Here is a 20,522-nt window from a genome sequence, read left to right on the forward strand (position 1 = left end):
CGCTTTCTCTGGCGCATGCCCGTCCGGTATGGAATGATCGGGTAGGAGCGAGCGCGGTATCACGGTAGAACGCCTGTCGGAAGCAGGCCGGGCCCATGGCCTCGGCGGCGCCGAAGCGTGCAAGGAGCAGAATGATGATGATGGCGGAAAATGCCCTGAAACTCGGCGAACCCGGCTTTGCCGGCGATGATCATGTCCTGCCGTTCCAGGTGGAGGGTCTCGACGTGCGCGGCCGCGCCGTGCAGCTCGGCCCGATGCTCGACGGCATTCTCGGCCGGCACGACTATCCCGCGCCCGTCGCCCGGCTGCTCGCCGAGGCGATCACGCTGACCGTACTGCTCGGCACCTCGCTGAAGTTCGAGGGCAAGCTGATCGTCCAGACCAAGGGCGACGGCCCCGTCGATCTGCTGGTGGCCGATTTCGCCGCGCCGGAGAACGTGCGCGCCTATGCCCGCTTCGACCAGGCCGCGCTCGACGCCGCGATTGCGGCCGGCGCGACGGAGCCGCACGAGCTTCTGGGCAAGGGCATCCTCGCCTTCACCATCGACCAGGGCGCCCATACCCAGCGCTACCAGGGCATCGTGCCGCTCGACGGTCATACGCTGGAAGAGATCGCCGGCGTCTATTTCCGCCAGTCGGAGCAGATCCCGACCAAGGTGCGCCTCGGCGTCGCCGAACTCTACGACCGCGATGCCGCCGGCAAGGCGCGCCATCGCTGGCGTGCGGGCGGCATGGTCGCGCAGTTCCTGCCGCAGGCGCCGGAACGCATGCGCCAAGCGGACCTTCCGGGCGGCGACGGCGAGGAAGCCGGCCACAAGATCGCCGATGACGACAATTGGGCCGAAGCCAAAGCCATGGTCGAGACGATCGACGCCGACGAGCTGACGGATCCCAATGTCGGCACCGAACGGCTCCTGTTCCGCCTCTTCCACGAGCGGGGCGTGCGCGTCTACCAGCCGCAGCAGGTCTTCGACCGCTGCTCCTGTTCGCGCGAGAAGCTGAAGGGCGTTCTTTCCGGTCTCAGCGCGGAGGAGATCGCGCACACGGCGGACGACAAGGGCGAGATCGCGGTCACCTGCGAGTTCTGCTCGACGACCTACCGCTTCGAGGCGGCGGAAGTCCTGCCGCAGTAGGGACGCTCGCCCCTCATCCGGCTGCCGCCACCTTCTCCCCGCAAGCGGGGAGAAGGGAAGGATGCGAAGTTTCATCCTTTATTCACAGTCGTGATTTCAGGAAAACAAAGCGGCTTGGTCCCTTCTCCCCGCCTGCGGGGAGAAGGTGGCCGGCAGGCCGGATGAGGGGCGATCTTCTCCGCGCCTAGTTCAGCGTGCGCGCCTGCCCCGGCGTATCCAGCGAAAAGGCCGGTATCGCCACATCGAACGCCTCGCCGTTTTCCGCTTCCATGCGATAGCGGCCGAACATGATGCCCGAGGGTGTTTCGAGCGGGCAGCCGGAGGAATATTCGTAGGTGTCGCCGGGACGCAGCACCGGCTGTTCGCCGATCACGCCATGGCCGTTCACCTCGTCGACCTGGCCGTTCTGGTCGGTAATGTGCCAGTAGCGTGTCATCAGCCGCACGGCGACGTCGGAATGGTTCGCGATGACCACCCGGTATCCCCACACATAGCGGCTGTCGTCGGGATCGGACTGGTCGGCCAGATAGTACGGCTCTACGGTCACTTCGATGTCGCGGGTCAGCGCACGATACATGGGCAAGCCTTGAACTGATTAGCTTCTGCTATTCTACACGAATGTGGTTTCGTCAAGGATAAGCAAAGAAAGCACCGGCCTCCTCGGCCGGTGCTTCCGCATTTGTCCAGCGATGGGGCGAAGGGCTCAGGCCTTGATCCTGGAGAGCGCGCGGGCAAAATCCTCGATGAGGTCTTCGCTGTCCTCGATGCCGGCCGAAAAGCGTACGGTGCCGGCCGAAATGCCGAGCTCGGCGCGTGCCTCGTCCGTCAGGTTCTTGTGCGTCGTCGTTGCCGGATGGGTGATGAGGCTCTTGGCATCGCCGAGATTGTTGGAGATCTTCACGACCTCAAGCGCATCCTGCAGCGCAAAAGCCGCATCCTTGCCGCCCTTCAGCTCGAAGCAGACGAGCGTCGAGCCGCCCGACATCTGCTTGGCGATGATATCGGCCTGCGGATGGTCCTTGCGACCCGGATAGATCACGCGGGCGACCTCCGTCCGGTCGGCGAGGAAGTCCGCGATGCGGCTGGCATTCTCCGTCTGCTGCTTGACGCGCAGCGGCAGCGTCTCGATGCCCTTCAGCAGCGTCCAGGCGTTGAATGGCGACATGGCCGGGCCCGTGTGGCGGAAATAGTCGTGCAGGTTCTCGTCGATCCACGCCTTGTCCGACAGCACCACGCCGCCGAGGCAGCGGCCCTGGCCGTCGATATGCTTGGTGGCCGAATAGACGACGACATGCGCGCCGAGCTCCAGCGGCTTCTGGAAGAGCGGCGTCGCGAAGACGTTGTCGACGACGACCTTGGCGCCGATCTGGTTGGCGAGGCGTGCGACGCCGGCGATGTCGACCACTTCCAGCGTCGGGTTTGTCGGGCTTTCGAGGAAGAAGACCTTGGTGTTCTTCCGGATCGCTTTTTCCCAGTTGGAGAGGTCGCGGCCGTCGATCAGCGTGCATTCGATGCCGTATTTCGGCGCGAGCGTCTCGACCACCCAGCGGCAGGAGCCGAAGAGCGCGCGGGCGGCGACGATATGGTCGCCGGCCTTGAGCTGGCAGAGGATCGCGGCGGAGACGGCGGCCATGCCGGATGCGGTGGCGCGCGCATCCTCGGCGCCTTCCAGCATGCACATGCGCTTTTCGAACATGTCGTTGGTCGGGCTGCCGTAGCGGGCATAGATGAAGCCATCCGTCTCGCCCTTGAAGCGGGCTTCGGCCGCCGCCGAGGTGTCGTAGACGAAGCCTTGCGTCAGGAAGATAGCTTCGGCGGTTTCGCCGTGCTGGGAGCGGGTGGTTCCGCCGTGAACGAGTTGGGTGGCGGGGCGCCAGGACTTGCTCATGTGATCGTCGCCTTCAAACAAAAAAACCGGCCGCAAAAGCAGGCCGGTTTCGAACCCGGCCTTTTTAGCTACTTGTTTTACGTGGCTGCAAGCCGGCCGGCCAAATCACCACGGGATAATCTGCTAATACTGCGCCCCCGCGCTTGCGTCAATTGGCGGCTTTTGGTTTTGTGCGGGCCTTCCGGGTATTGTTCCGAAACGTGGGCATCGGTTTTCGGAAGAAGCGATACGAAAAGCAGACGGCCGGACCATCCGGCCCGCTGCTCTGACGGGACGGTGTGACGATGGGTGGTTCTGCGACACGCAGCACGGGCATTCTGGCGGACAACGCCATTCGCGGCCTGTTCGACAGCGGCAGGCTGGCGAGCGAGACGGTGCTGGATGACGACCAGATCCAGCCGGCGAGCCTCGACCTGCGGCTCGGTGCGAAAGCCTTCCGTGTGCGGGCAAGCTTCCTTCCGGGGCCGTCCCACCTCGTTGCCGACAAGCTCGACCGCCTGCAGCTGCACGTCATCGACCTCACGCAGGGCGCGGTGCTGGAGACGGGCTGCGTCTACATCGTGCCGCTGATGGAGAGCCTGGACCTGCCGGCGGAGCTGGCGGCGTCGGCCAACCCGAAGAGCTCCACCGGCCGCCTGGATATCTTCACCCGCGTCATCACCGATCGTGCGCAGGAGTTCGACAAGATCCCCGCCGGCTATTCCGGCCCGCTCTATCTCGAAATCTCGCCGCGCACCTTCCCGATCGTCGTGCGCCGCGGCTCGCGCCTGTCGCAAATCCGTTTCCGCAAGGGCAATGCCCTGCTCGGCGAAGGCGAACTGCTCGCCCTCCACGGCACGGATACGCTCGTCGCCAGCGAGACGCCGAACGTCTCCGGCGGCGGCATCGCGCTTTCCATCGACCTCAAGGGCACCGGCCCGGACGGGCTGATCGGCTATCGCGGCAAGCACCACACCTCCGTCGTCGATGTCGACCGCAAGAACCAGCACGACATCTTCGATTTCTGGGAGCCGCTGTTCAGCCGCGGCCGCAACGAACTGATCCTCGATCCCGACGAGTTCTATATCCTCGTCTCCCGCGAGGCCGTGCACGTCCCGCCGCTCTATGCCGCCGAGATGACGCCCTTCGATCCGCTCGTCGGCGAGTTCCGCGTGCACTATGCCGGCTTTTTCGATCCCGGCTTCGGCCATGCCCCGGCCGGCGGCTCCGGCAGCCGCGCCGTCCTGGAGGTGCGCAGCCACGAGGTGCCCTTCATCCTCGAGCACGGCCAGATCGTCGGCCGCCTCGTCTACGAGCACATGCTCGCCGCACCCGAGGGTCTCTACGGCTCCGGCCTTGGCTCCAACTATCAGGCACAGGGCCTGAAGCTGTCGAAACATTTCCGCGCCGGATGACACCGCTCCCGCAAGGGCGTGCGGCGGCTGCATCGCGACCGGTTCCCTGTTCATTTTCCGCTTTACAAATGAAGTTAAACGTTTTTATTATGATATAAACGTTTAACAAGGGCTGAGAGCCCGGACGTTTCGCCGACAGGGAGGACGTCGTTGGCATCGATCCGCATCGAGAATCTCCGCAAGGGTTTTGGCGCTCTGGAGGTGCTGAAAGGCATCGACCTCGATATCGCCGATGGTGAATTCGTCTGCTTCCTCGGCCCTTCCGGCTGCGGCAAGAGCACGCTGCTGCGCTCCATCGCCGGCCTGGAGGAACTGGACGGCGGCGCCATCCGCCTCGGCGACCGCGACATCACCCATGTGCCTTCCGCCAGGCGCGACATCGCCATGGTCTTCCAGAACTATGCGCTCTACCCGCACATGAACGTGCGCAAGAACCTCTCCTTCGGCCTGGCGCTGAACGGCATGAAGCGCGACGAGATCGACCGCCGTGTCGAAAGCGCCGCGGACATCCTGCGCATCAAGGAATTGCTTGCCCGCAAGCCGCGCCAGCTCTCGGGCGGCCAGCGCCAGCGCGTCGCCATCGGCCGCGCCATCGTGCGCGAGCCGAAACTCTTCCTGCTCGACGAGCCGCTGTCGAACCTCGACGCGGGCCTGCGCGTCACCATGCGCGTCGAGCTTGCCGCCCTGCACGCCCGCCTCGGCGCGACCATGATCTACGTGACGCACGACCAGGTCGAGGCGATGACGCTCTCCGACCGCGTGGTCGTGCTCGACAAGGGCAAGGTCAGCCAGTTCGGCACTCCGCTGGAGCTGTTCTATCAGCCCGCCAACCTCTTCGTCGCCGGCTTCATCGGTTCGCCGCGCATGAATTTCGTGGAGGCGGAGGTCGCGGCGCAGGAAGGCACCCACATCACGCTGTCGGGCGGTGGCCTGAAACGATCGGTCGTCTTCGAGGCGGAAGCCGCGCCCATGATTGACGGCAAGGTCACCCTCGGCATCCGGCCGGACAGGATCGAGATCGTCCCGCCCGGCGAAGGGGAACTGACAGGCATTGTCCGCCTCGTCGAACGGCTCGGTACGGAAAGCCATGTCCATCTCAGCCTCGAGGATGGCCGCGACATGACGGCGGTGGTGCGCGGCACGCATCCGGTCGCGAATGGCGAGACGGTCCATCTGAGGCTGCCCGCGCCGCATTGCTACCTGTTCGACGCGGAAGGCCGGGCGGTGCGCCGCCGCCTCGATGCGGAGACCGAGGCGCTCATCGTCAACGAGAAGGGCAAGCGGGTCGCCTGACCCGTCAAAGGAGGAAATGGGAATGAGGAAGAACACGACAGTCATCGCCGGTTCGCTGGCCGCCTTCCTGCTGGCGGGCAGCGTCTCGGCGCGCGCCGAAGAAGTGCTGCGCTTTGCCACCTGGGATTCCGACGAGAGCCTCGCCATCCAGCAGGCGATCGCGAAGAAATTCGAGGAGAAGCATCCGGGCGTGAAGGTGCAGGTCGAGCCCTATGCCGACGGCTACGACCAGAAGCTCGTCGCCGCCTTCGGCGCGGGCAGCCCGCCCGATGTCATGTATATGTGGAACTTCCCGCAATACTACACGTCGCTGATGCCGCTCGATGACCTGATCGCCAGGGACGCTGCCGAGATCAAGCCGGATGATATTCCGCAAGGCCTGATGAACACGACGCGCGTCGAGGGCAAGACCTACGGCATGCCGTCGGGCTTCACCACCCAGGTCGTGTTCTACAACAAGGACATGTTCAAGGCCGCGGGTGTGGAGGAGCCGAAGGAGGGCTGGACCTGGGACGACCTGCGTGCCAAGGCCGCGAAATTCCGCGACAAGGACAACAAGGTCTACGGCTTTGCGGTCGATGCCAAGCCGGACCCCTATGATTTCGAGCAGTTCCTCTGGTCGAACGGCACGAAATACATCTCCGACGACGGCAAGACGATCGACGGCTACATGAACAGCGATGCGGCCGCGGAGGTCCTCGACATGTTCGGCGACATGGCCAGGAAGGAAGAGGCCGCCACGCTGCATCTCGGCGATGACACGTCCGGCGATGCGCTCTTCAAGGGCGGCAAGATCGCCATGTTCCAGAGCGCTATGTGGTCGAAGGCGGGCATCGATGCCGCGGGCTTTGGCTACGGCGTCGCGCCGCTGCCGAAGTTCGGCGACAAGCCGGCCCATTCGGCGCTCGGCGTTTCGGCCATGTCGATCGCCAAGGATGCCAAGCAGCCGGACCTTGCCTGGGAATTCGTCAAGTTCTTCTCCTCGCCGGAGGCGGTCGCCATGCGCACCAACGACCTTCCGGTCCGCACCAGCGTTGCGGAGGAGAAGGGCATGACCAGCGACCCGGTCTACAAGCCGTTCTTCGACATCCTCGCGACCTCCGATATCGAGACCCATGCATTCCTGAAGAACCGGAACTGGGGCAAGGTGCAGGACAATCTCGCCCGCGCCATCGAGGCGACGATGATCGACCAGGGCAATGCCAAGGCGCATCTCGACGATGCCGTGAAGCGCTCGCAACGTTTCCTGAAATAGGCGGCCTTGCCGCTGTCCCCCTTCTCCCCGCCGAGGAGGAGGGGCAAGCCACCCTTTTCGTTCCAGGCGAAGTCTTGGGGGAGTGAAACGTGACCATCGCAGCCACCGCGCCCGCGGTCGTGCAGAAACGGCGATCCGCCTTTTCGCGCCACATGACGGCCTATCTCTTCATCTCCCCGTGGATCCTGGGTTTCCTGTTCTTCACCCTCGGCCCGCTGCTCTTCTCGCTCACCATGAGCTTTCATGACTGGCCGGTCGTCGGCGAGCGCACCTTCATCGGCTTCGACAATTACCGCACGATGCTGCTCGAAGATCCGCAGTTCTGGGAAAGCCTCTGGATCACGGTGAAATTCGCCGCGATCTACGTGCCCTTCAACATCGTCATGTCCTTCCTCATCGCGCTGATGCTGCATCACGCGACCTTTGCCAGCGGCTTCTTCCGCACGGCCTTCTATCTGCCGAGCGTCATTTCCGGCGTCGCGCTGGTGACGATCTGGAGCTGGATCTACAGCCGCGAATACGGCCTCCTGAACTTCATGCTGTCGCTCGTCGGCGTGGACGGGCCGAACTGGCTCGGCGATCCCGGCCTTGCCATCGTCGCCATCATCATCGCCAGCCTCTGGGGCTTCGGCGGAACCATGCTGATCCTGCTGACGGGCCTCAAGGCCATCCCGACGGAACTCTACGAGGCGGCGACCGTCTCCGGCGTGCCGGGCTGGGCGCAGATGCTGTTCATCACCCTGCCGATGCTCGGCCCCATGCTGCTCTTCACCTTCATCACCTCGATCATCGCCGCCTTCCAGCAACTGACGATCGCCCTCCTGATGACCAAGGGCGGCCCACTCGGCTCCACCTATTTCTTCGCCATGTACATCTACGACAACGCCTTCAAGTATTTCGACATGGGCTATGCCGCCGCCGGCTCCTGGGTGATGTTCCTCATCGTGCTGATGCTGAGCCTGCTCGTCATGCGCTGGTCCTCCGCCTGGGTCTATTACGAGGGCGAGGTGAAGGGAGGCGACCGCAATGCGTAAGACGCTGCTCTATTCCGCCCTCGTCCTGCTCTCGGCGCTCTTCATCGCGCCCTTCTACTGGACCTTCATGACGGCCATCAAAAGCCAGGCCGACCTCTACCAGTTCCCGCCGGTCTTCTGGCCCTCCGAATGGCACTTCGAAAACTTCGCCATCGCCTGGAACAAGCAGCCCTTCGGCACCTACCTGACAAATTCGCTGATCGTCGTGGTCTTCTCGACCATCGGCCAGCTCATCTCCTCGTCTCTCGTCGCCTACGGCTTCGCCCGCTTCCGCTTTCCCGGCCGCGATCCGCTGTTCATCCTGCTGCTCGCCACCATGATGATCCCGTGGGACGTGAAGATGATTCCGCTCTACATGGAGTTCAACCTGCTCGGCTGGATCAACACGCTGAAGCCGCTCATCGTGCCCGCCTATTTCGCCGACGCCTTCTTCGTCTTCCTGCTGCGCCAGTACATCATGACGGTGCCGGTCGAGATCGACGAGGCCGCGCGCATGGACGGGGCGAACGCCTTCGACATCTACTGGCGCATCCACCTGCCGCTGATGATGCCGGCGCTGGTGCTGGTCGGCACCTTCCATTTCATGAATGCCTGGAACGACTATCTCGGCCCGCTGATCTTCCTCAACGACCAGTCCATGTACACGCTCACCCTCGGCCTCTCCATGTTCAAGGGCCTGCATGAGGTGGACGTAACGTCGATCGCCGCGATCACCGTCGTGCTCTGCCTGCCGCCGCTGGCGCTGTTCTTCCTGGCGCAGCGCTACATCATGGACGGTGCCGTCGGCTCCTCGGTCAAGGGATGATGATGCTGTTCGACATCGACCATGTCCCGTTCAGCAGGCGGGGCCGCTTTCTCACCCTGTCGATGATGACGGTGCCGGGCGGGGAGGGGATACGCGCCCTTTGTCTCCGCTTCGTCGCCGGCGGCGACGAGCGTCCCTCGCTCGGCCGGCTCTGTCGCGTGGAATTTCTCGACGAAGCCGGCAACCGGGCGACACCCGCCTTCGAGCTTGCGCCGGAACAGCTCATCGCCCGCATCGGCAGGGGCGAAATCGCCTTTGCCATCGGCGAGAGCGAGTGCCTCCATCTGCGCGGCCGGGAGGCCGGTGTGCGCTTCCACCTGGAAGGCTCGCGCTACGACTACGTCTACCGCACGCCGCAGGGCGAACAGTGCCTCGTCGCAGCCGTCGAAAACGTCAAGTTCATCCCGCGCACCGTTGCCGGCACGCTCGACGTCACCGGTGCATGGCAGCGGGACCATTCGGAAAAGGTCAGCTTCGCCTTTTCCGGCAAGACCTTCGAGGCCAGCGTCGATTTCTTCCGCACGGTGCCGTCCGCGGTGCATCCGGGCCACTACGCCGATGCGCTGGCGGGCGTATCGGCGGATTTTTCCGCCTGGCACGCGCGCATGCCAAAGGCCCTTGCCGGGCAGGAGGAGGCGCAGCGCCTTGCCAGCTATCTGCTCTGGGCGAATGGCGTTCCGGCCGGCGGCGCGCTGACGCGCCCGGCGATCTACATGTCCAAGAACCACATGATCAACATCTGGAGCTGGGACAATGCCTTTTCCGCCCTCGGTGTCGCCTGCGTCGATGCGGACCTCGCCTTCGACCAGCTCGCCGTCATCTTCGATCACCAGGACGCCTCCGGCCTCTTGCCGGACTATATCAACGACCGCGACGTGCTCTTCGCCTTCACCAAACCGCCGGTGCACGGCTGGGCCGTCTCGCTGATCGAGGCCGATCATCCCGGATTCCTGACGCCCGACCGCAAGACCTATCTCTGCGAAAAAATCGGCAGGCAGGTCGACTACTGGCTCACCCACGCCCGCGCCGATGATAAAACACTGCCGGGCTATTTCCACGGCAACGACAGCGGCTGGGACAACGCCACCTTCTTCGCCGAGGGCGGCCCCGTCGTCTCGCCCGACCTTCCGACCTTCCTGATCCTCGCCTGCGACACGCTCGCCACCCTTCTGGAGGACGATCCTGTCCGTGCCGCCGAATGGCGGGCAAAGGCGGAGGACCTGCAAAACCTGCTGGTCGAACTCCTGTGGACGGGCGAAACGTTTTGTGCCCGGCTTGCCGACGACCCGGCGCGCATATTGCCCGACCGGAACCTCATCCAGTTCATGCCGCTCCTTCTGGGTGACCGCCTGCCGCGCGCCATGGTGCAAAAACTCGTTGCCCGGCTAACGGACGGCGGCTTCATCACCGAATGGGGTCCCGCGACGGAAAGCCCGCAAAGCCCGCTCTACGAGGATGACGGCTATTGGCGCGGGCCGATCTGGGCGCCGACGACACTGCTCCTCTGGGATGGCCTTCGCCGGCAGGGGGAAATGGAGCTTGCCAGGACGATCGCGGAAAAGTTCTGTTCTCTTGCCGCCAAAAACGGTATGGCCGAGAACTTCGATGCCCGGTCGGGGAGGGGCTTGCGGGACCGGGCTTTCGCCTGGACATCCGCCGCCTATATGCTCCTCGCCGCCTCCCTCAGCCAGGACCAGCCGTAGCGAGCCGAGACGCGATGCACAGACCGACGATCAAGACCATCGCGCAGGAAACCGGGCTTTCGATCGCCACCGTATCGAAGGCGCTGAACGACAGCCCGCAGGTGCGCCCGGAAACCCGCGCCATCGTCGTCGCCGCCGCCGAGCGCGTCGGCTACCAGCTCAACATGCATGGCGTGCAGCTGCGCACCGGAAAGACCTACCAGGTCGCCGCCATCATGACCGCGCCCGGCCCCAAGCAGAACGAGTGGGAAGGCGTGGAATACGCCCAGCTTCTCAGCGGCATCTCCTGGGCGCTGGAGGAAAGCCCCTACCGCGTCTCGCTCTATGCCGTGCGCAATTTCGAGGAAAGCCTTGCGACCATCCGGCAGATCGTCTCGCTGAAGAAGGCCGACGGCATCATCGTCTCGGGCACGCGGGCGGACGATCCGCGCGTGCGCATCATGCAGGACGCGGATTTTCCCTTCGTCACCTATGGCACGACGATCCACAATGCCCCCCATGCCTATGTCGATGCCGACAACGAGCAGATGATCCGCCATTCGGTGGCGCGCCTTGCCGAGCGCGGCCACCGCCGCATCGCGCTCATCAATCCGATGGCCCAGCTCAGCTACGCCATCACGCGCCTCGACGCCTACCGCCGCGCCCTCGAAACGGCCGGGCTTGCCTTCGACCCCGCCCTCGTCGCGCATGGCCACCTGACCCCGGCCTTCGGCCGCGAGAACGTGCTCCTCATGTCGGACCTGCCGGACCCGCCGACCGCCTATATCTGCGCCAACGAAGCCTCGGCGCTCGGCGCCTTCTCGGGCTTCCATGCCCGCGGCCTCGTGCACGGGCGAGATGCCGTCATCAACGCGACCGACGACCTCAATGTCAGCCAGTACTTCGCCCCGCCGATCACCACCTATTTCCTGCCTATCCACGAGCCGAGCGAGTTGCTCGGCAGCTACATCCTGCGCCGCATGGAGGGCGAAGCACCCGAGGCGCTGCAGACCCTCATCATGCCCAAGCTGATCGAACGCTCGGACGACCGGCTGGCAAAGGACTGAAGAAAAAGATCGCCCTTCGTGAAGCCGAGGGCGGTCATCGCGCCCTGTCCTGCCATGGCCCGCCGCACCCGGCGCGGATCGCCCCGGGGTGCATCGCCGTCCAGAAGGAAATCGGACGGATTGACGGCGCTTCTCCGCGCCTTCGCTTGACACGCCCGGCGAACTGTTGAATGACTGCGCCGTCGCGCTGCCTTGCGGGTATGATGTAATGGTAGCCTGTCAGCTTCCCAAGCTGAACGCGCGGGTTCGATTCCCGCTACCCGCTCCAGTTCCTGCTCGCTGAGTTTCACCGGGATTTGCAGCTGGAATCCAACGGCTGTGCCGTTTTTCCCATTCCGGTGCCTTCTCCTGAAGGCGGTTGCTGGCAGACGCTGCGCCGCCGTCGCCGGAGCAAGCCTTTGCAAATCCGGTGGCCTGTTCAGACGCGCGCCCACCAAGCCTGGCGCTTGGGGGACACGGTCGATCCGAGCCCGCGCCGCTATCCGCCGTTCGTCTCCTTGTTGGCGGATTGCGCGGCGTGCAGGAGGGCGTCGCGGTCTTCCGGCGCGCGCAACTGGCCGAGGTCCGTGACGGTCGTCATGACGCATACGAGTTCGTTCTGCGCGTCGAAGACCGGTGCTGCCTGCCCCGTCACGCCGGAAAGCAGGTGGCTGGTCAGTTCGGCCCAATTGGCGGCGCGGATGGCGGCCAGCTGTTCCTTTTTCGCCGCCGCGCCCCTGAAATGCGAAGGCTGCAGGTGCCGGGCCTTCCTGATCATTTCCTGAGGAAGGAACGCCTGAAACATCAGCCCGCAGGCGGTGTTGTCGATGGGAAGGACATCGCCCAGCCCGAGCGAGCTGATCGAGAAATCCGCGCTGCGATACCAGCGGACCAGCACCGGGCCGCGATCGGTCCAGATCGCGACCCCGCCGCTGACCGCGTGCTTGCGCGCCAGCTCCTTCATATGGCGCGCGGCGATCTCGACCGGCTCGATCCGCTTCAGGGCGCTGACGCCCATGTTGAGCGCCGTCGAACCGAGATCATAAAGTCCGGTCGCCGGATCCTGCGCGGCAAGTCCTTCCTTGATGAGGCTTTGCATGTAGCGGTGGGCAGTCGACAATCCGGTGCCGGTCTCTCGGGCAAGCAGGCTCAGCGAAAGGGGGCCGGCGGCGCTGGCGAGCGCATTGAGAAAGCGCGCAGCGATGGAGATGGACTGAATGGTTCCCGATCGTTTTCCCGCTGGTGTCCCGTCGGCAGTGCCGGAAGAGGAGCTTTGGGGCAAGTCGTTCCTTTCGGCGCGATAGCTGCGCCAGTCTAGCAGCCGCAGGCTGCGGCTCTCCGTGCGGCCGCACGATAGAGGCCGTTCCCCGTTTCATCAACCACGACAGCGAAGCCGCGGCATGCCGTTGCGCGCGGGCAACAGGGTGGGCCGGTTTCGCGCGGCGTGGATATTGTCGGTGCCCGGCTGTTGAATTGTGGAATTCATTCTGTAATGTGGAACTTGACTTATGTAGTCAAGTTTGGGGTTCGGGGATGAAACTGAGCAGATATTGCAGGCTGATGAACGGCGTGAGCGCGGCTGCGCTTTGCGCGTTGGTGGAAACGCAGGCCCTGGCGCAGGATGCCGCGGAAAGTTCCGGCGCGACGGAACTGCAGGCGATCGTCGTGACGGGCGAAAAGGTCACGCGCAGCATTCAGCGCACGGCAAGCTCCGTCGTGGTGATCACGGCGGAAGACATAGAAGAAAAAGTCCAGGCCGCGCATGTGGACGATTTCCTGCGCGACACGCCGAACGTCCTTTATCATGACACGGTCAGTGCGCCGGTCATCCGCGGGATGGACGGACAGGGGTCCAACTTCGGCTCGGGTGCGTTCTTCGGTGGTACGGTGCCGCGTGCGAGGATCAATCTCGATGGTCACAATCTCGGTTTCTGGGAAACCGTGTTTGGAACGACGAGCGTCTGGGATGTCGAGAATATCGAGGTCTTCCGCGGCCCGCAGACGACGACGCAGGGTGCAAACAGCATCGCCGGCGCGATCATCGTGAATACAAAGGATCCGACCTTCACACCCGAAGCCGCCGCGCAGCTTGAATACGGCAGCGGCAACAACAAGCGGGCGTCCGTGGCCGTGTCGGGTCCGATCATCGAGGACGAGCTGGCGGCTCGACTTTCGCTGGATTACAGCGGCCGGGATACCTTCATCGACTATATCAATGCCCTTTACAACAAGGGCGCCACCGATACGGATTTCGAGGCCTTCAGCGGGCGCTTCAAGCTGCTCTGGCAGCCTGCGGAAATCCCGGGGCTCGAATCCAAGCTGACGATAGCGCACATGCGGTCGAACCGGCCGACATCGGAGGCCGCGTCCCTTCCCTATGACGACCTGAACAGCGCGACCCTGTCGATGCCGACCTATGAGGCGCGCACATGGACCGGCATCCATGACCTCAGCTATGATTTCGGGAACGGCATCAAGCTGAGCAATCAGTTCCAGTATTCGGACGGCCATACCAAGCGCGTCGCCGAGCCCTTCGCCAACGGCGGCGCGACGATGGACTACAAGGACGTCTCGAACGAAACGCGGATCAACTTCGGCAGCGAAGACGACGTCATCAGTGGCGTCGCCGGCATCTATTATAATCACGTCACGTCGGAAGACCTGCTTTATACGCGCGGCGTATCCCATTTCGACGACACCAAGGACAGCCTTGGCCTCTTCTCCGAGGCGACATGGCGCTTTGCGGAACAGTGGTCCCTGACCGGCGGCCTGCGCTACCAGTACGACCGGGTCCAGCGATCCGGCACCTCCAGCTTCAGCACCCAGGCCCTCGATTTCGACGAAAGCTTCGATGCCCTGCTGCCGAAGATCTCGCTCGCCTATGACATCACGCCGGATGTCACGGTCGGCGCCCTTGTCAACCGGGGTTACAATCCCGGTGGCGCAGGGCTCAGCTTCGTGACGGGGCAGTATTATGCCTTCAAGCCCGAGACGCTCTGGAACTATGAGCTGTTCACCCGCATCCGCACGCTGGATGACCGCCTGACGGTGAACGCGAACGCCTTCTACACGCGGCACAAGAATTCGCAGCGCGTCGTGCCCGACTATCTCAACGGCGTTCTCTTCGGCAGCATCGTCCTCAATGCGGACAAGGCGGAATCCTATGGTCTGGAAGTCAGCGCGGACTACGAGGCGCTCGACAATCTGCGCATTCGCGCCGGGGTCGGTTTGCTGCACACGGAACTCAGCCGCTTCACGAATCCGGCTGGCACCGCCTTCGAGGGCAACGAGTTCGGTAAGGCGCCGAGCTATACGTTGAGCCTCGGCGTGGACTGGGACGTCACGGAAAACGTCACCTTGAGCGCCGATGTCCGGCATACGGATGGTTATTATTCAACGGATGAGAACTATCCCGCCTATTGGGTGGATTCCTACACGGTCGCCAACGCCCGCCTGACCTACAAGCCGCAGGAGAACTGGCAGCTCTACGCCTATGTCGACAACATATTCGACGAGCGCGCGCCGACCTGGAAGTATGACGATCGCACGGCCGGCGGCATCGTCGCCTCCATGCTGGAGCCGCGTGAATACGGCGTCGGGCTCAGGGTGAAGTTCTGATTGGAAACAGGAACGGGCGAGCCGGAGCCGGCCCGCCCGTTCTCCCGTCGATCTTTCCGTCTACCGCTTGAGCCAGGCTTCCACTGCATCGAGCGTGTGTTCGGCGCTCGCGATGGTCGGCATCGCCACCTTGGCGGAATCGAGATAGAGGACACGTCCTTCCTTCGCCGGAGCCAGGAACCTTTCCCAGCCCGGAACGATGCGCTCCAGCGCGGCCTTTGTCCCCTGTGCGTCGCGCGCGTCGCCCATATAGGTATTCATCAGGACCAGGAGATCGGGATTGAGGCGCCCGAACGCCTCCGCGCCGAGTGGCACGAGCAGCATGGAGCCACCCTGGCCGGCCGGCGCATTTTCCGCAGCCAGCGACAGGCGGGTGTAGCCGAGGTCCTCGAGGGCCTGCACCGCGCCGGACATGTTCCCGAGGGCATTGAGCTGGTCGGTCAGAAACACGGCTAGATAGGTCTTCTGCTTTCCATCGTCCGGCAGGGCCTTGCGAACGGCCGCCAGCCGGGCGGCATAGGCGGATCGGCGCGCGGCGAACGCTTCCTTTCGTCCGACGACGTTCGCGAGTTCTTCCTCCACGCTGAAACCGTGCGCCTTGCCGGTGCTGACATTCTGCAGATAGACCGGAGCCACGGTGGAAAGCTGCTCGACCTTCTCGACATCGAGTTCCATGCCGACGATGAGGTCGGGCGCGAGTGCCCGGAGCTTTTCGAGGTCGATCTGCCCGACGGGCCCGATGCCGCGCGGCTTTACGCGGCCAGGTCCGAAGACCGTGTCCACGAAATCCACCGGGGTGATGAAGCTGCCGTCGTCCTTGCGGCCGTAGCTGCCGACGACGTCGACGCCGAGTTCCATCAGCGGAAGGCCGAGCAGCGGCTCGTGCATGACGACGACGCGGGCAGGCTGCTCGGGAATCGCAACCGAACGTCCCGTATCGTCCGTGACCGTCCGGTCCGCAGCCAGGGCCGAGCTTGCTGCGAGGATTGCGGCGAGGAGGGTGGGAAAGCGCATGGCGAACCTTTCAATGGAGCTGCGATCGGCGAAGCGCCTGAAGGCGCAGCGCGAGGATGAAAAGCGGAACGCCGATCAGCGTGAGGCCGAGGCCGATCGGAAGAGGCAGGTCTCGAACAACCGAGCGAGCGAGCGTGTCGGCCGCAACCACCAGGATCCCCCCGGTGAGCGCCGCGAGGAAGAGCCGGGCGCGCCCGGTCGCAGGGGACAGGAAACCCGCGAGCTGCGGCGCGAGCACGCCAAGGAAGGTGAGCGGCCCGACGGCCGTCACCGCTGACGCCGACAGAAGGACCGCGAAGATCAGGAGAAGCGGACGCGACCGGCGTACCGGTTCGCCAAGGGCCATCGCGAACTCGTTTCCGAGGTCGTAAGCGCTTGTGGCGCGCCCAAGCAGGAAGAGGCCGAGCAAGCTGGCGCAGAACAGCGGGGCAAAGGTCGCGATTGCGTTCCAGTTCGCCTGGAAAAGCGATCCCGCCATCCAGTCGGCAAGGGCAAGCGAGGTCTCCGGCGGGGTATAGAGCAGGAGGAGGGACCCGACCGAGGAAAGAACGGTCTCGACGGCGATGCCCATCAGCAGGATGGCGAGCCCGCTCGCCCGTTCGCCACCCACCAGCCAAAGAAGCAAGAGCGCGACGGCAAGCCCGCCTGCAAGGGCGGCCAGCGCGACGGCAACCTTCGGTGCGGCCGGAACGAAGACCAGCAGCAGCATGATGGTCGTCATCGAGCCCTGGCTGAGGCCGAGGAGACCCGGATCGGCAAGCGGATTGCGGGTGATGGACTGCAGCATGGCGCCGGCGAGCGCCACGGCCCATCCCGCCATGAAACCCATGACGATGCGGGGCAGCCGAACCGTCCAGAGCGCATAGGCCTGATCGGCAGAAGCCGGCTCTCCCGCCAAGATTCGCAGAAACTCGCGGAAGCCCGTCTCCGTTATCCCGGAGCCCAGCGAGACGAGGGCCAGAAGGATCGCCCCGGCAAGCAGGGCCGCGGCGGCGGCGAGATTGCCGACACGGATTTCCAGCCCGCAGGAAAAGCGCAGCACCCGCCTGCCGTCGATGGCCCGCGCGGATCTCATGCCTGGTCTCTCACGGCAGGCGACAGATAGAAGCGCTTGACGATCATCGCAAAGGCGAGCCCGCCAAGAAGGTCCATGACCAGTCCCGTGTGCAGCACATAGGGATGGAAAGCCTCTCGCGCGCCGAAATCGGCAAGAAGGCAGATGCCCGCCCCCGACAGCAGGCAGCAGGGAAGGGCGAGGGCGACATTCGCGCCGGCGAACGGCCGGACAAGATGTGGCACGACGAGGCCGATGAAGCCGATAGGGCCGCAGATCGCGACCGCCGAACCCGCGCCGACGACGGCGGCGGCAAGGGCAAGCGTCGAGACCGGCCTGACATTGACCCCGGCGGATGCGGCCTTTTCCGCGCCGAGCAGGATGAGCGTCAGGGCGCGGGAAAGCGCGCCGAGGATGAGCAGGCAAAGGACGCCGATCCACCAGAAGGCGTATAGCCGGTCGATGTAGACGTGATTGACGTTGCCGCTGACCCAGCTGAGGAAATCGGCGCGCCGCATGGGATCGGACAGCATGAGCGCATTGGTCGTGCCGACCAGAAGCATCGACACGAGCGCGCCCGACAGGATGAGGGACAGGCCGCGCGGGTCGTTGTTTCTGCCCGCCAGCCGCGTGACGGCAAGGCTTGCAAGGAAACCGCCGACGGCACCGACGAGGGCGGCGAATCCCTGCGCCTCAAGACCGAGATCGAGCAGGAAGACCCCGGCGATGACGGCAAGCGCCGCACCGGAATTGATGCCGAGGGTTGATGGAGAGGCAAGCGGATTGCGCACCAGCCCCTGGAGAACGCAGCCGGCAGCTGCCGTCATCGCGCCGGCATAGATCGCGATCAGCGCGCGCGGCAGACGTTGGAAGAGGACGACCGACTGGTCGTAGCTCCCGGCTTCTCCGCGCGACAGCGCCGTCAGCGCCTCGGTGACGGGAGGCGCGTCACGGCCGAGGAAGAGGTGCAATCCCAGCGCAGCCAGGAGCAGCAGCGACAGCACAGCCGGGAGAAGGGCGCGGCGTCTCATGCCGAGGCCGATGCGGAAGGGGCAAGACGGGGCAGGCAGACAAGCCGGCCGTCGTGCGGGAAGATGTCTGCGTCGAGGTCGAAAACCCGGGCGATATTCTCGCTCGTAATGGTCGCGCTGACCGGTCCGGTTGCCAGGATATGACCGGCATTCATCAGAACGATATCGTCGGCGAAGGTCGCGGCGAGGTTGAGATCGTGCAGCACCATGATCACCGTCTTGCCGTGTTGCCGCACCAGTGCACGCACCAGGCCGAGAACGGCGTATTGATACTTGACGTCGAGATGATTGACCGGTTCGTCCATCAGGATGATGTCGGTGTCCTGCGCGAGCACCATGGCGATCCAGGCGCGCTGGCGCTGCCCGCCCGAAAGCGTGTTCACCTGAAGATGGGCCTTGTCCGCCAGGCCGACCGTCTCCAGGGCCTCGCGGAAAAGCTGCCGGTCGCGATCGGACGGGCCGCCGACGAGCGCGTAGCGGGAATAGCCGGCAAGCTCGACAAGTTCCCCCAGCGTCATGTAGTCCGGGCAGAAGCTCTCCTGCGGCAGATAGGCGATGCGTCTTGCCAGCCTGCGCCGGCCGATTTGCCCGATGGGCTGTCCGTCCAGGATGATGTCTCCCTGCATTTTCGGCAGGAAACCCATGACCGCCTTGAGAAGGGTCGATTTGCCGCAACCGTTCGGTCCCGCGAGCACCGTCAGCCGGCCGGGCGCGAATTCCGCGGAAACCCGCATCAGGACAGGCGTTTGCCCATAGGACGCCGTGAGATTGGACAATGTGAGCGATGACATGAAACCGTTCCGAAGCGCTTGTCGCGACGCTAAACTGGAGTAATAGAGGAAGCAATTACAGAATTGGAATAGCTTCCGCAATGCGGGATGGCTCGGGATGGTGGATCATGGACGCCTGCAGGAGAATTCACATCGGCATGTCGCTGGCCCCGACCTGGCTCAGCGGGGACGCCTGGCGCCGTGCCGACAGTGACGTCGAAGGCATCCTCTCAAGCGATTATTATGTCGACGTCGCGCGGCGTTCGGAGGCCGCGCATCTCGATTTCGTCTTCCGCCCCGACACGCTGTTCCTGCCGCCGCACATGCTGGAAAGCGGCCCGGGCTTCACAAGCCTCGACCCGACGGTCCTGCTTGCCGCGCTGGCGCGGGAGACGACGCATGTCGGCCTGCTCTCGACCGTCTCCACGACCTTCCTTCCGCCCTATGTCGTGGCCCGGCAGATCCAGTCGCTGCATTGGCTGAGCAAGGGCCGGGCGGGCTGGAACATCGTCACGGCGCTTGATGGGAACGAGAACTTCGGCCTTGCGGAAATGCCCTCCGCCGAGGAGCGCTACGAACGCGCGGCGGAATTCACCGAGTTGGTGCGCCGTCTCTGGCAGAGCTATCCGGCGGACGCGATAAAGGCCGATCGCGCGAGCGGGGTCTATGCCGATGCCGGACGGGTCAGGCCGATCGAGCATGTCGGCAAGCACCTGAGCGTCAGGGGCCCCCTGACATTGCCGGATTTCGGCAAGGCGCGCATCCCGCTCATCCAGGCCGGCGCATCGGCGGCAGGGCGGAATTTCGCCGCGTCGGTCGCCGACGCCGTCTTCGCTTCGACGCCGGACAAGCAGGCGGCGATCGACCTGCGCCGCGACCTCCGCGACAGGGCGGCGGGCCATGGCCGCAAAGCCGACGATATCCTGCTCATGCCTGGCCTCAGTCTTTATCTCGCCGATAGCCGCGCGGAGGCGCGCGACCTGTTCGCCGCGACGCATGCCCGCGCCGACCGCGCACGAACACTTGCCTCCATCCGCGCGATGATCGGCCTCGATCTCACCGACTGGCCCGACGACAGGAGGATCGCCGCAAAGGACCTGCCGCTCCCGCCGGAGGCGCCACGCAGCCGCACCCACAGCGAGCTTTTGCGCCGTGCGATCATTCAGGGCGAGCCTACGGTCGGCGAGCTTTTGCGCCTGCCGGAGGTCATGGCGTCCGCCCATTGGCAGATCGTCGGCACGGTCGAGGACGCGGTCGCCGAAATCCGGGACTGGACGGCCGATGGGGCGATAGACGGGTTCATCGCCGTGCCGGGCGGTTCCGTCACGTCGATGCGGATGGTCCTGGAAAAGCTTGTGCCGGCACTGGCCGGAGAGGGTCTGTTCAGGCAGCGCTACGAAGCCGGCACGTTCATTGGGCACCTGAAGGAAAGGTAGCTGCCAGTTCCATCGCCTGTGACTCCGGGCGGCGCAATCCGATCCGGGACCTGGAGCATTTCCAGCCGA

The 20,522-nt window shown here is 64.6% G+C and carries 17 protein-coding genes, 1 tRNA gene and 1 riboswitch; of the genes, 11 read left to right on the forward strand and 7 right to left on the reverse strand.

Annotated features, from left to right (window positions below):
- Positions 1 to 140: 140 nt before the first annotated feature.
- Positions 141 to 1,133: an Hsp33 family molecular chaperone gene (locus tag AABQ55_RS04800; protein WP_244767621.1), complete on the forward strand. Its 993-nt coding sequence runs from the start codon at positions 141 to 143 to the stop codon at positions 1,131 to 1,133.
- 184 nt (positions 1,134 to 1,317) lie between these two features.
- Here the strand turns inward: AABQ55_RS04800 and apaG are convergent, their stop codons facing one another.
- Positions 1,318 to 1,710 (reverse strand): Co2+/Mg2+ efflux protein ApaG, encoded by a 393-nt coding sequence (apaG, locus tag AABQ55_RS04805; protein WP_244767336.1) that lies wholly within the window; start codon positions 1,708 to 1,710, stop codon positions 1,318 to 1,320.
- A 126-nt stretch (positions 1,711 to 1,836) separates the two neighbouring features.
- Positions 1,837 to 3,021, reverse strand: coding sequence for an O-succinylhomoserine sulfhydrylase (locus tag AABQ55_RS04810; protein ID WP_272804270.1), 1,185 nt, complete (start codon positions 3,019 to 3,021; stop codon positions 1,837 to 1,839).
- A gap of 43 nt (positions 3,022 to 3,064) precedes the next feature.
- Positions 3,065 to 3,143: riboswitch (SAM riboswitch) on the reverse strand.
- Positions 3,144 to 3,305: 162 nt separating this feature from the next.
- On the opposite strand from AABQ55_RS04810, the gene AABQ55_RS04815 reads away from it, so the two are divergent.
- From AABQ55_RS04815 to AABQ55_RS04850, 8 genes are all read left to right on the forward strand, one after another.
- The gene (locus AABQ55_RS04815) at positions 3,306 to 4,415 is read left to right on the forward strand and encodes a 2'-deoxycytidine 5'-triphosphate deaminase (protein ID WP_244767338.1); all 1,110 of its coding nucleotides are present in this window, start codon (positions 3,306 to 3,308) and stop codon (positions 4,413 to 4,415) included.
- Positions 4,416 to 4,565: 150 nt separating this feature from the next.
- On the forward strand, positions 4,566 to 5,708 hold the full coding sequence (locus AABQ55_RS04820) for an ABC transporter ATP-binding protein (protein ID WP_272804271.1): 1,143 nt from the start codon (positions 4,566 to 4,568) through the stop codon (positions 5,706 to 5,708).
- A gap of 22 nt (positions 5,709 to 5,730) precedes the next feature.
- Positions 5,731 to 6,963, forward strand: a complete 1,233-nt coding sequence (locus AABQ55_RS04825) for an ABC transporter substrate-binding protein (RefSeq protein WP_272804272.1) — start codon at positions 5,731 to 5,733, stop codon at positions 6,961 to 6,963.
- Between the two features lie 152 nt (positions 6,964 to 7,115).
- Positions 7,116 to 7,997, forward strand: a complete 882-nt coding sequence (locus AABQ55_RS04830) for a carbohydrate ABC transporter permease (protein WP_336314394.1) — start codon at positions 7,116 to 7,118, stop codon at positions 7,995 to 7,997.
- Positions 7,990 to 8,802: a carbohydrate ABC transporter permease gene (locus AABQ55_RS04835; protein WP_272804274.1), complete on the forward strand. Its 813-nt coding sequence runs from the start codon at positions 7,990 to 7,992 to the stop codon at positions 8,800 to 8,802. Before AABQ55_RS04830 ends, AABQ55_RS04835 begins: the two co-directional genes overlap by 8 nt.
- 2 nt (positions 8,803 to 8,804) lie before the next feature.
- On the forward strand, positions 8,805 to 10,505 hold the full coding sequence (locus tag AABQ55_RS04840; RefSeq protein WP_272807391.1) for an amylo-alpha-1,6-glucosidase: 1,701 nt from the start codon (positions 8,805 to 8,807) through the stop codon (positions 10,503 to 10,505).
- Between the two features lie 14 nt (positions 10,506 to 10,519).
- On the forward strand, positions 10,520 to 11,551 hold the full coding sequence (locus AABQ55_RS04845) for a LacI family DNA-binding transcriptional regulator (RefSeq protein ID WP_244767344.1): 1,032 nt from the start codon (positions 10,520 to 10,522) through the stop codon (positions 11,549 to 11,551).
- Positions 11,552 to 11,745: 194 nt separating this feature from the next.
- A tRNA-Gly gene (locus AABQ55_RS04850) sits at positions 11,746 to 11,819 on the forward strand.
- Between the two features lie 210 nt (positions 11,820 to 12,029).
- On the opposite strand, the gene AABQ55_RS04855 is transcribed toward AABQ55_RS04850, so the two are convergent.
- The gene (locus AABQ55_RS04855; protein WP_272804275.1) at positions 12,030 to 12,812 is read right to left on the reverse strand and encodes an IclR family transcriptional regulator; all 783 of its coding nucleotides are present in this window, start codon (positions 12,810 to 12,812) and stop codon (positions 12,030 to 12,032) included.
- A gap of 251 nt (positions 12,813 to 13,063) precedes the next feature.
- Between AABQ55_RS04855 and AABQ55_RS04860 the strand changes: the two genes are divergently transcribed.
- Positions 13,064 to 15,148: a TonB-dependent receptor gene (locus tag AABQ55_RS04860; protein WP_272804276.1), complete on the forward strand. Its 2,085-nt coding sequence runs from the start codon at positions 13,064 to 13,066 to the stop codon at positions 15,146 to 15,148.
- 60 nt (positions 15,149 to 15,208) lie between these two features.
- On the opposite strand, the gene AABQ55_RS04865 is transcribed toward AABQ55_RS04860, so the two are convergent.
- The 4 genes from AABQ55_RS04865 to AABQ55_RS04880 are packed head-to-tail and all read right to left on the reverse strand — an operon-like array spanning position 15,209 to position 19,038.
- Positions 15,209 to 16,162: an ABC transporter substrate-binding protein gene (locus AABQ55_RS04865; protein ID WP_272804277.1), complete on the reverse strand. Its 954-nt coding sequence runs from the start codon at positions 16,160 to 16,162 to the stop codon at positions 15,209 to 15,211.
- A 10-nt stretch (positions 16,163 to 16,172) separates the two neighbouring features.
- Complete coding sequence (locus tag AABQ55_RS04870) at positions 16,173 to 17,237, reverse strand: FecCD family ABC transporter permease (protein ID WP_272804278.1); 1,065 nt, start codon at positions 17,235 to 17,237, stop codon at positions 16,173 to 16,175.
- Entirely contained in the window at positions 17,234 to 18,247 is a 1,014-nt protein-coding gene (locus AABQ55_RS04875) for a FecCD family ABC transporter permease (protein ID WP_272804279.1), read from the reverse strand. The genes AABQ55_RS04870 and AABQ55_RS04875 overlap by 4 nt, the downstream gene beginning before the upstream one ends.
- A complete protein-coding gene (locus AABQ55_RS04880) occupies positions 18,244 to 19,038 on the reverse strand; it encodes an ABC transporter ATP-binding protein (protein WP_272804280.1) in 795 nt (264 codons plus the stop codon). Before AABQ55_RS04880 ends, AABQ55_RS04875 begins: the two co-directional genes overlap by 4 nt.
- 107 nt (positions 19,039 to 19,145) lie before the next feature.
- Here AABQ55_RS04880 and AABQ55_RS04885 point away from each other — a divergent pair, with 107 nt between their 5' ends.
- A complete protein-coding gene (locus tag AABQ55_RS04885; protein ID WP_272804281.1) occupies positions 19,146 to 20,453 on the forward strand; it encodes an NtaA/DmoA family FMN-dependent monooxygenase in 1,308 nt (435 codons plus the stop codon).
- Positions 20,454 to 20,522: the final 69 nt, after the last annotated feature.

It is taken from the genome of Shinella sp. WSD5-1, assembly GCF_963942435.1.
GTDB lineage: Bacteria > Pseudomonadota > Alphaproteobacteria > Rhizobiales > Rhizobiaceae > Shinella > Shinella yambaruensis.

Excerpts from the sequence above, each read along its gene's own strand:
- AABQ55_RS04800 (WP_244767621.1), top strand. The coding sequence starts at position 141 with ATGGCGGAAAATGCCCTGAAACTCGGCGAACCCGGCTTTGCCGGCGAT.
- apaG (WP_244767336.1), bottom strand. The coding sequence starts at position 1,710 with ATGTATCGTGCGCTGACCCGCGACATCGAAGTGACCGTAGAGCCGTAC.
- AABQ55_RS04810 (WP_272804270.1), bottom strand. The coding sequence starts at position 3,021 with ATGAGCAAGTCCTGGCGCCCCGCCACCCAACTCGTTCACGGCGGAACC.
- AABQ55_RS04815 (WP_244767338.1), top strand. The coding sequence starts at position 3,306 with ATGGGTGGTTCTGCGACACGCAGCACGGGCATTCTGGCGGACAACGCC.
- AABQ55_RS04825 (WP_272804272.1), top strand. The coding sequence starts at position 5,731 with ATGAGGAAGAACACGACAGTCATCGCCGGTTCGCTGGCCGCCTTCCTG.
- AABQ55_RS04830 (WP_336314394.1), top strand. The coding sequence starts at position 7,116 with ATGACGGCCTATCTCTTCATCTCCCCGTGGATCCTGGGTTTCCTGTTC.
- AABQ55_RS04835 (WP_272804274.1), top strand. The coding sequence starts at position 7,990 with ATGCGTAAGACGCTGCTCTATTCCGCCCTCGTCCTGCTCTCGGCGCTC.
- AABQ55_RS04840 (WP_272807391.1), top strand. The coding sequence starts at position 8,805 with ATGCTGTTCGACATCGACCATGTCCCGTTCAGCAGGCGGGGCCGCTTT.
- AABQ55_RS04845 (WP_244767344.1), top strand. The coding sequence starts at position 10,520 with ATGCACAGACCGACGATCAAGACCATCGCGCAGGAAACCGGGCTTTCG.
- AABQ55_RS04860 (WP_272804276.1), top strand. The coding sequence starts at position 13,064 with ATGAAACTGAGCAGATATTGCAGGCTGATGAACGGCGTGAGCGCGGCT.
- AABQ55_RS04865 (WP_272804277.1), bottom strand. The coding sequence starts at position 16,162 with ATGCGCTTTCCCACCCTCCTCGCCGCAATCCTCGCAGCAAGCTCGGCC.
- AABQ55_RS04870 (WP_272804278.1), bottom strand. The coding sequence starts at position 17,237 with ATGAGATCCGCGCGGGCCATCGACGGCAGGCGGGTGCTGCGCTTTTCC.
- AABQ55_RS04875 (WP_272804279.1), bottom strand. The coding sequence starts at position 18,247 with ATGAGACGCCGCGCCCTTCTCCCGGCTGTGCTGTCGCTGCTGCTCCTG.
- AABQ55_RS04880 (WP_272804280.1), bottom strand. The coding sequence starts at position 19,038 with ATGTCATCGCTCACATTGTCCAATCTCACGGCGTCCTATGGGCAAACG.
- AABQ55_RS04885 (WP_272804281.1), top strand. The coding sequence starts at position 19,146 with ATGGACGCCTGCAGGAGAATTCACATCGGCATGTCGCTGGCCCCGACC.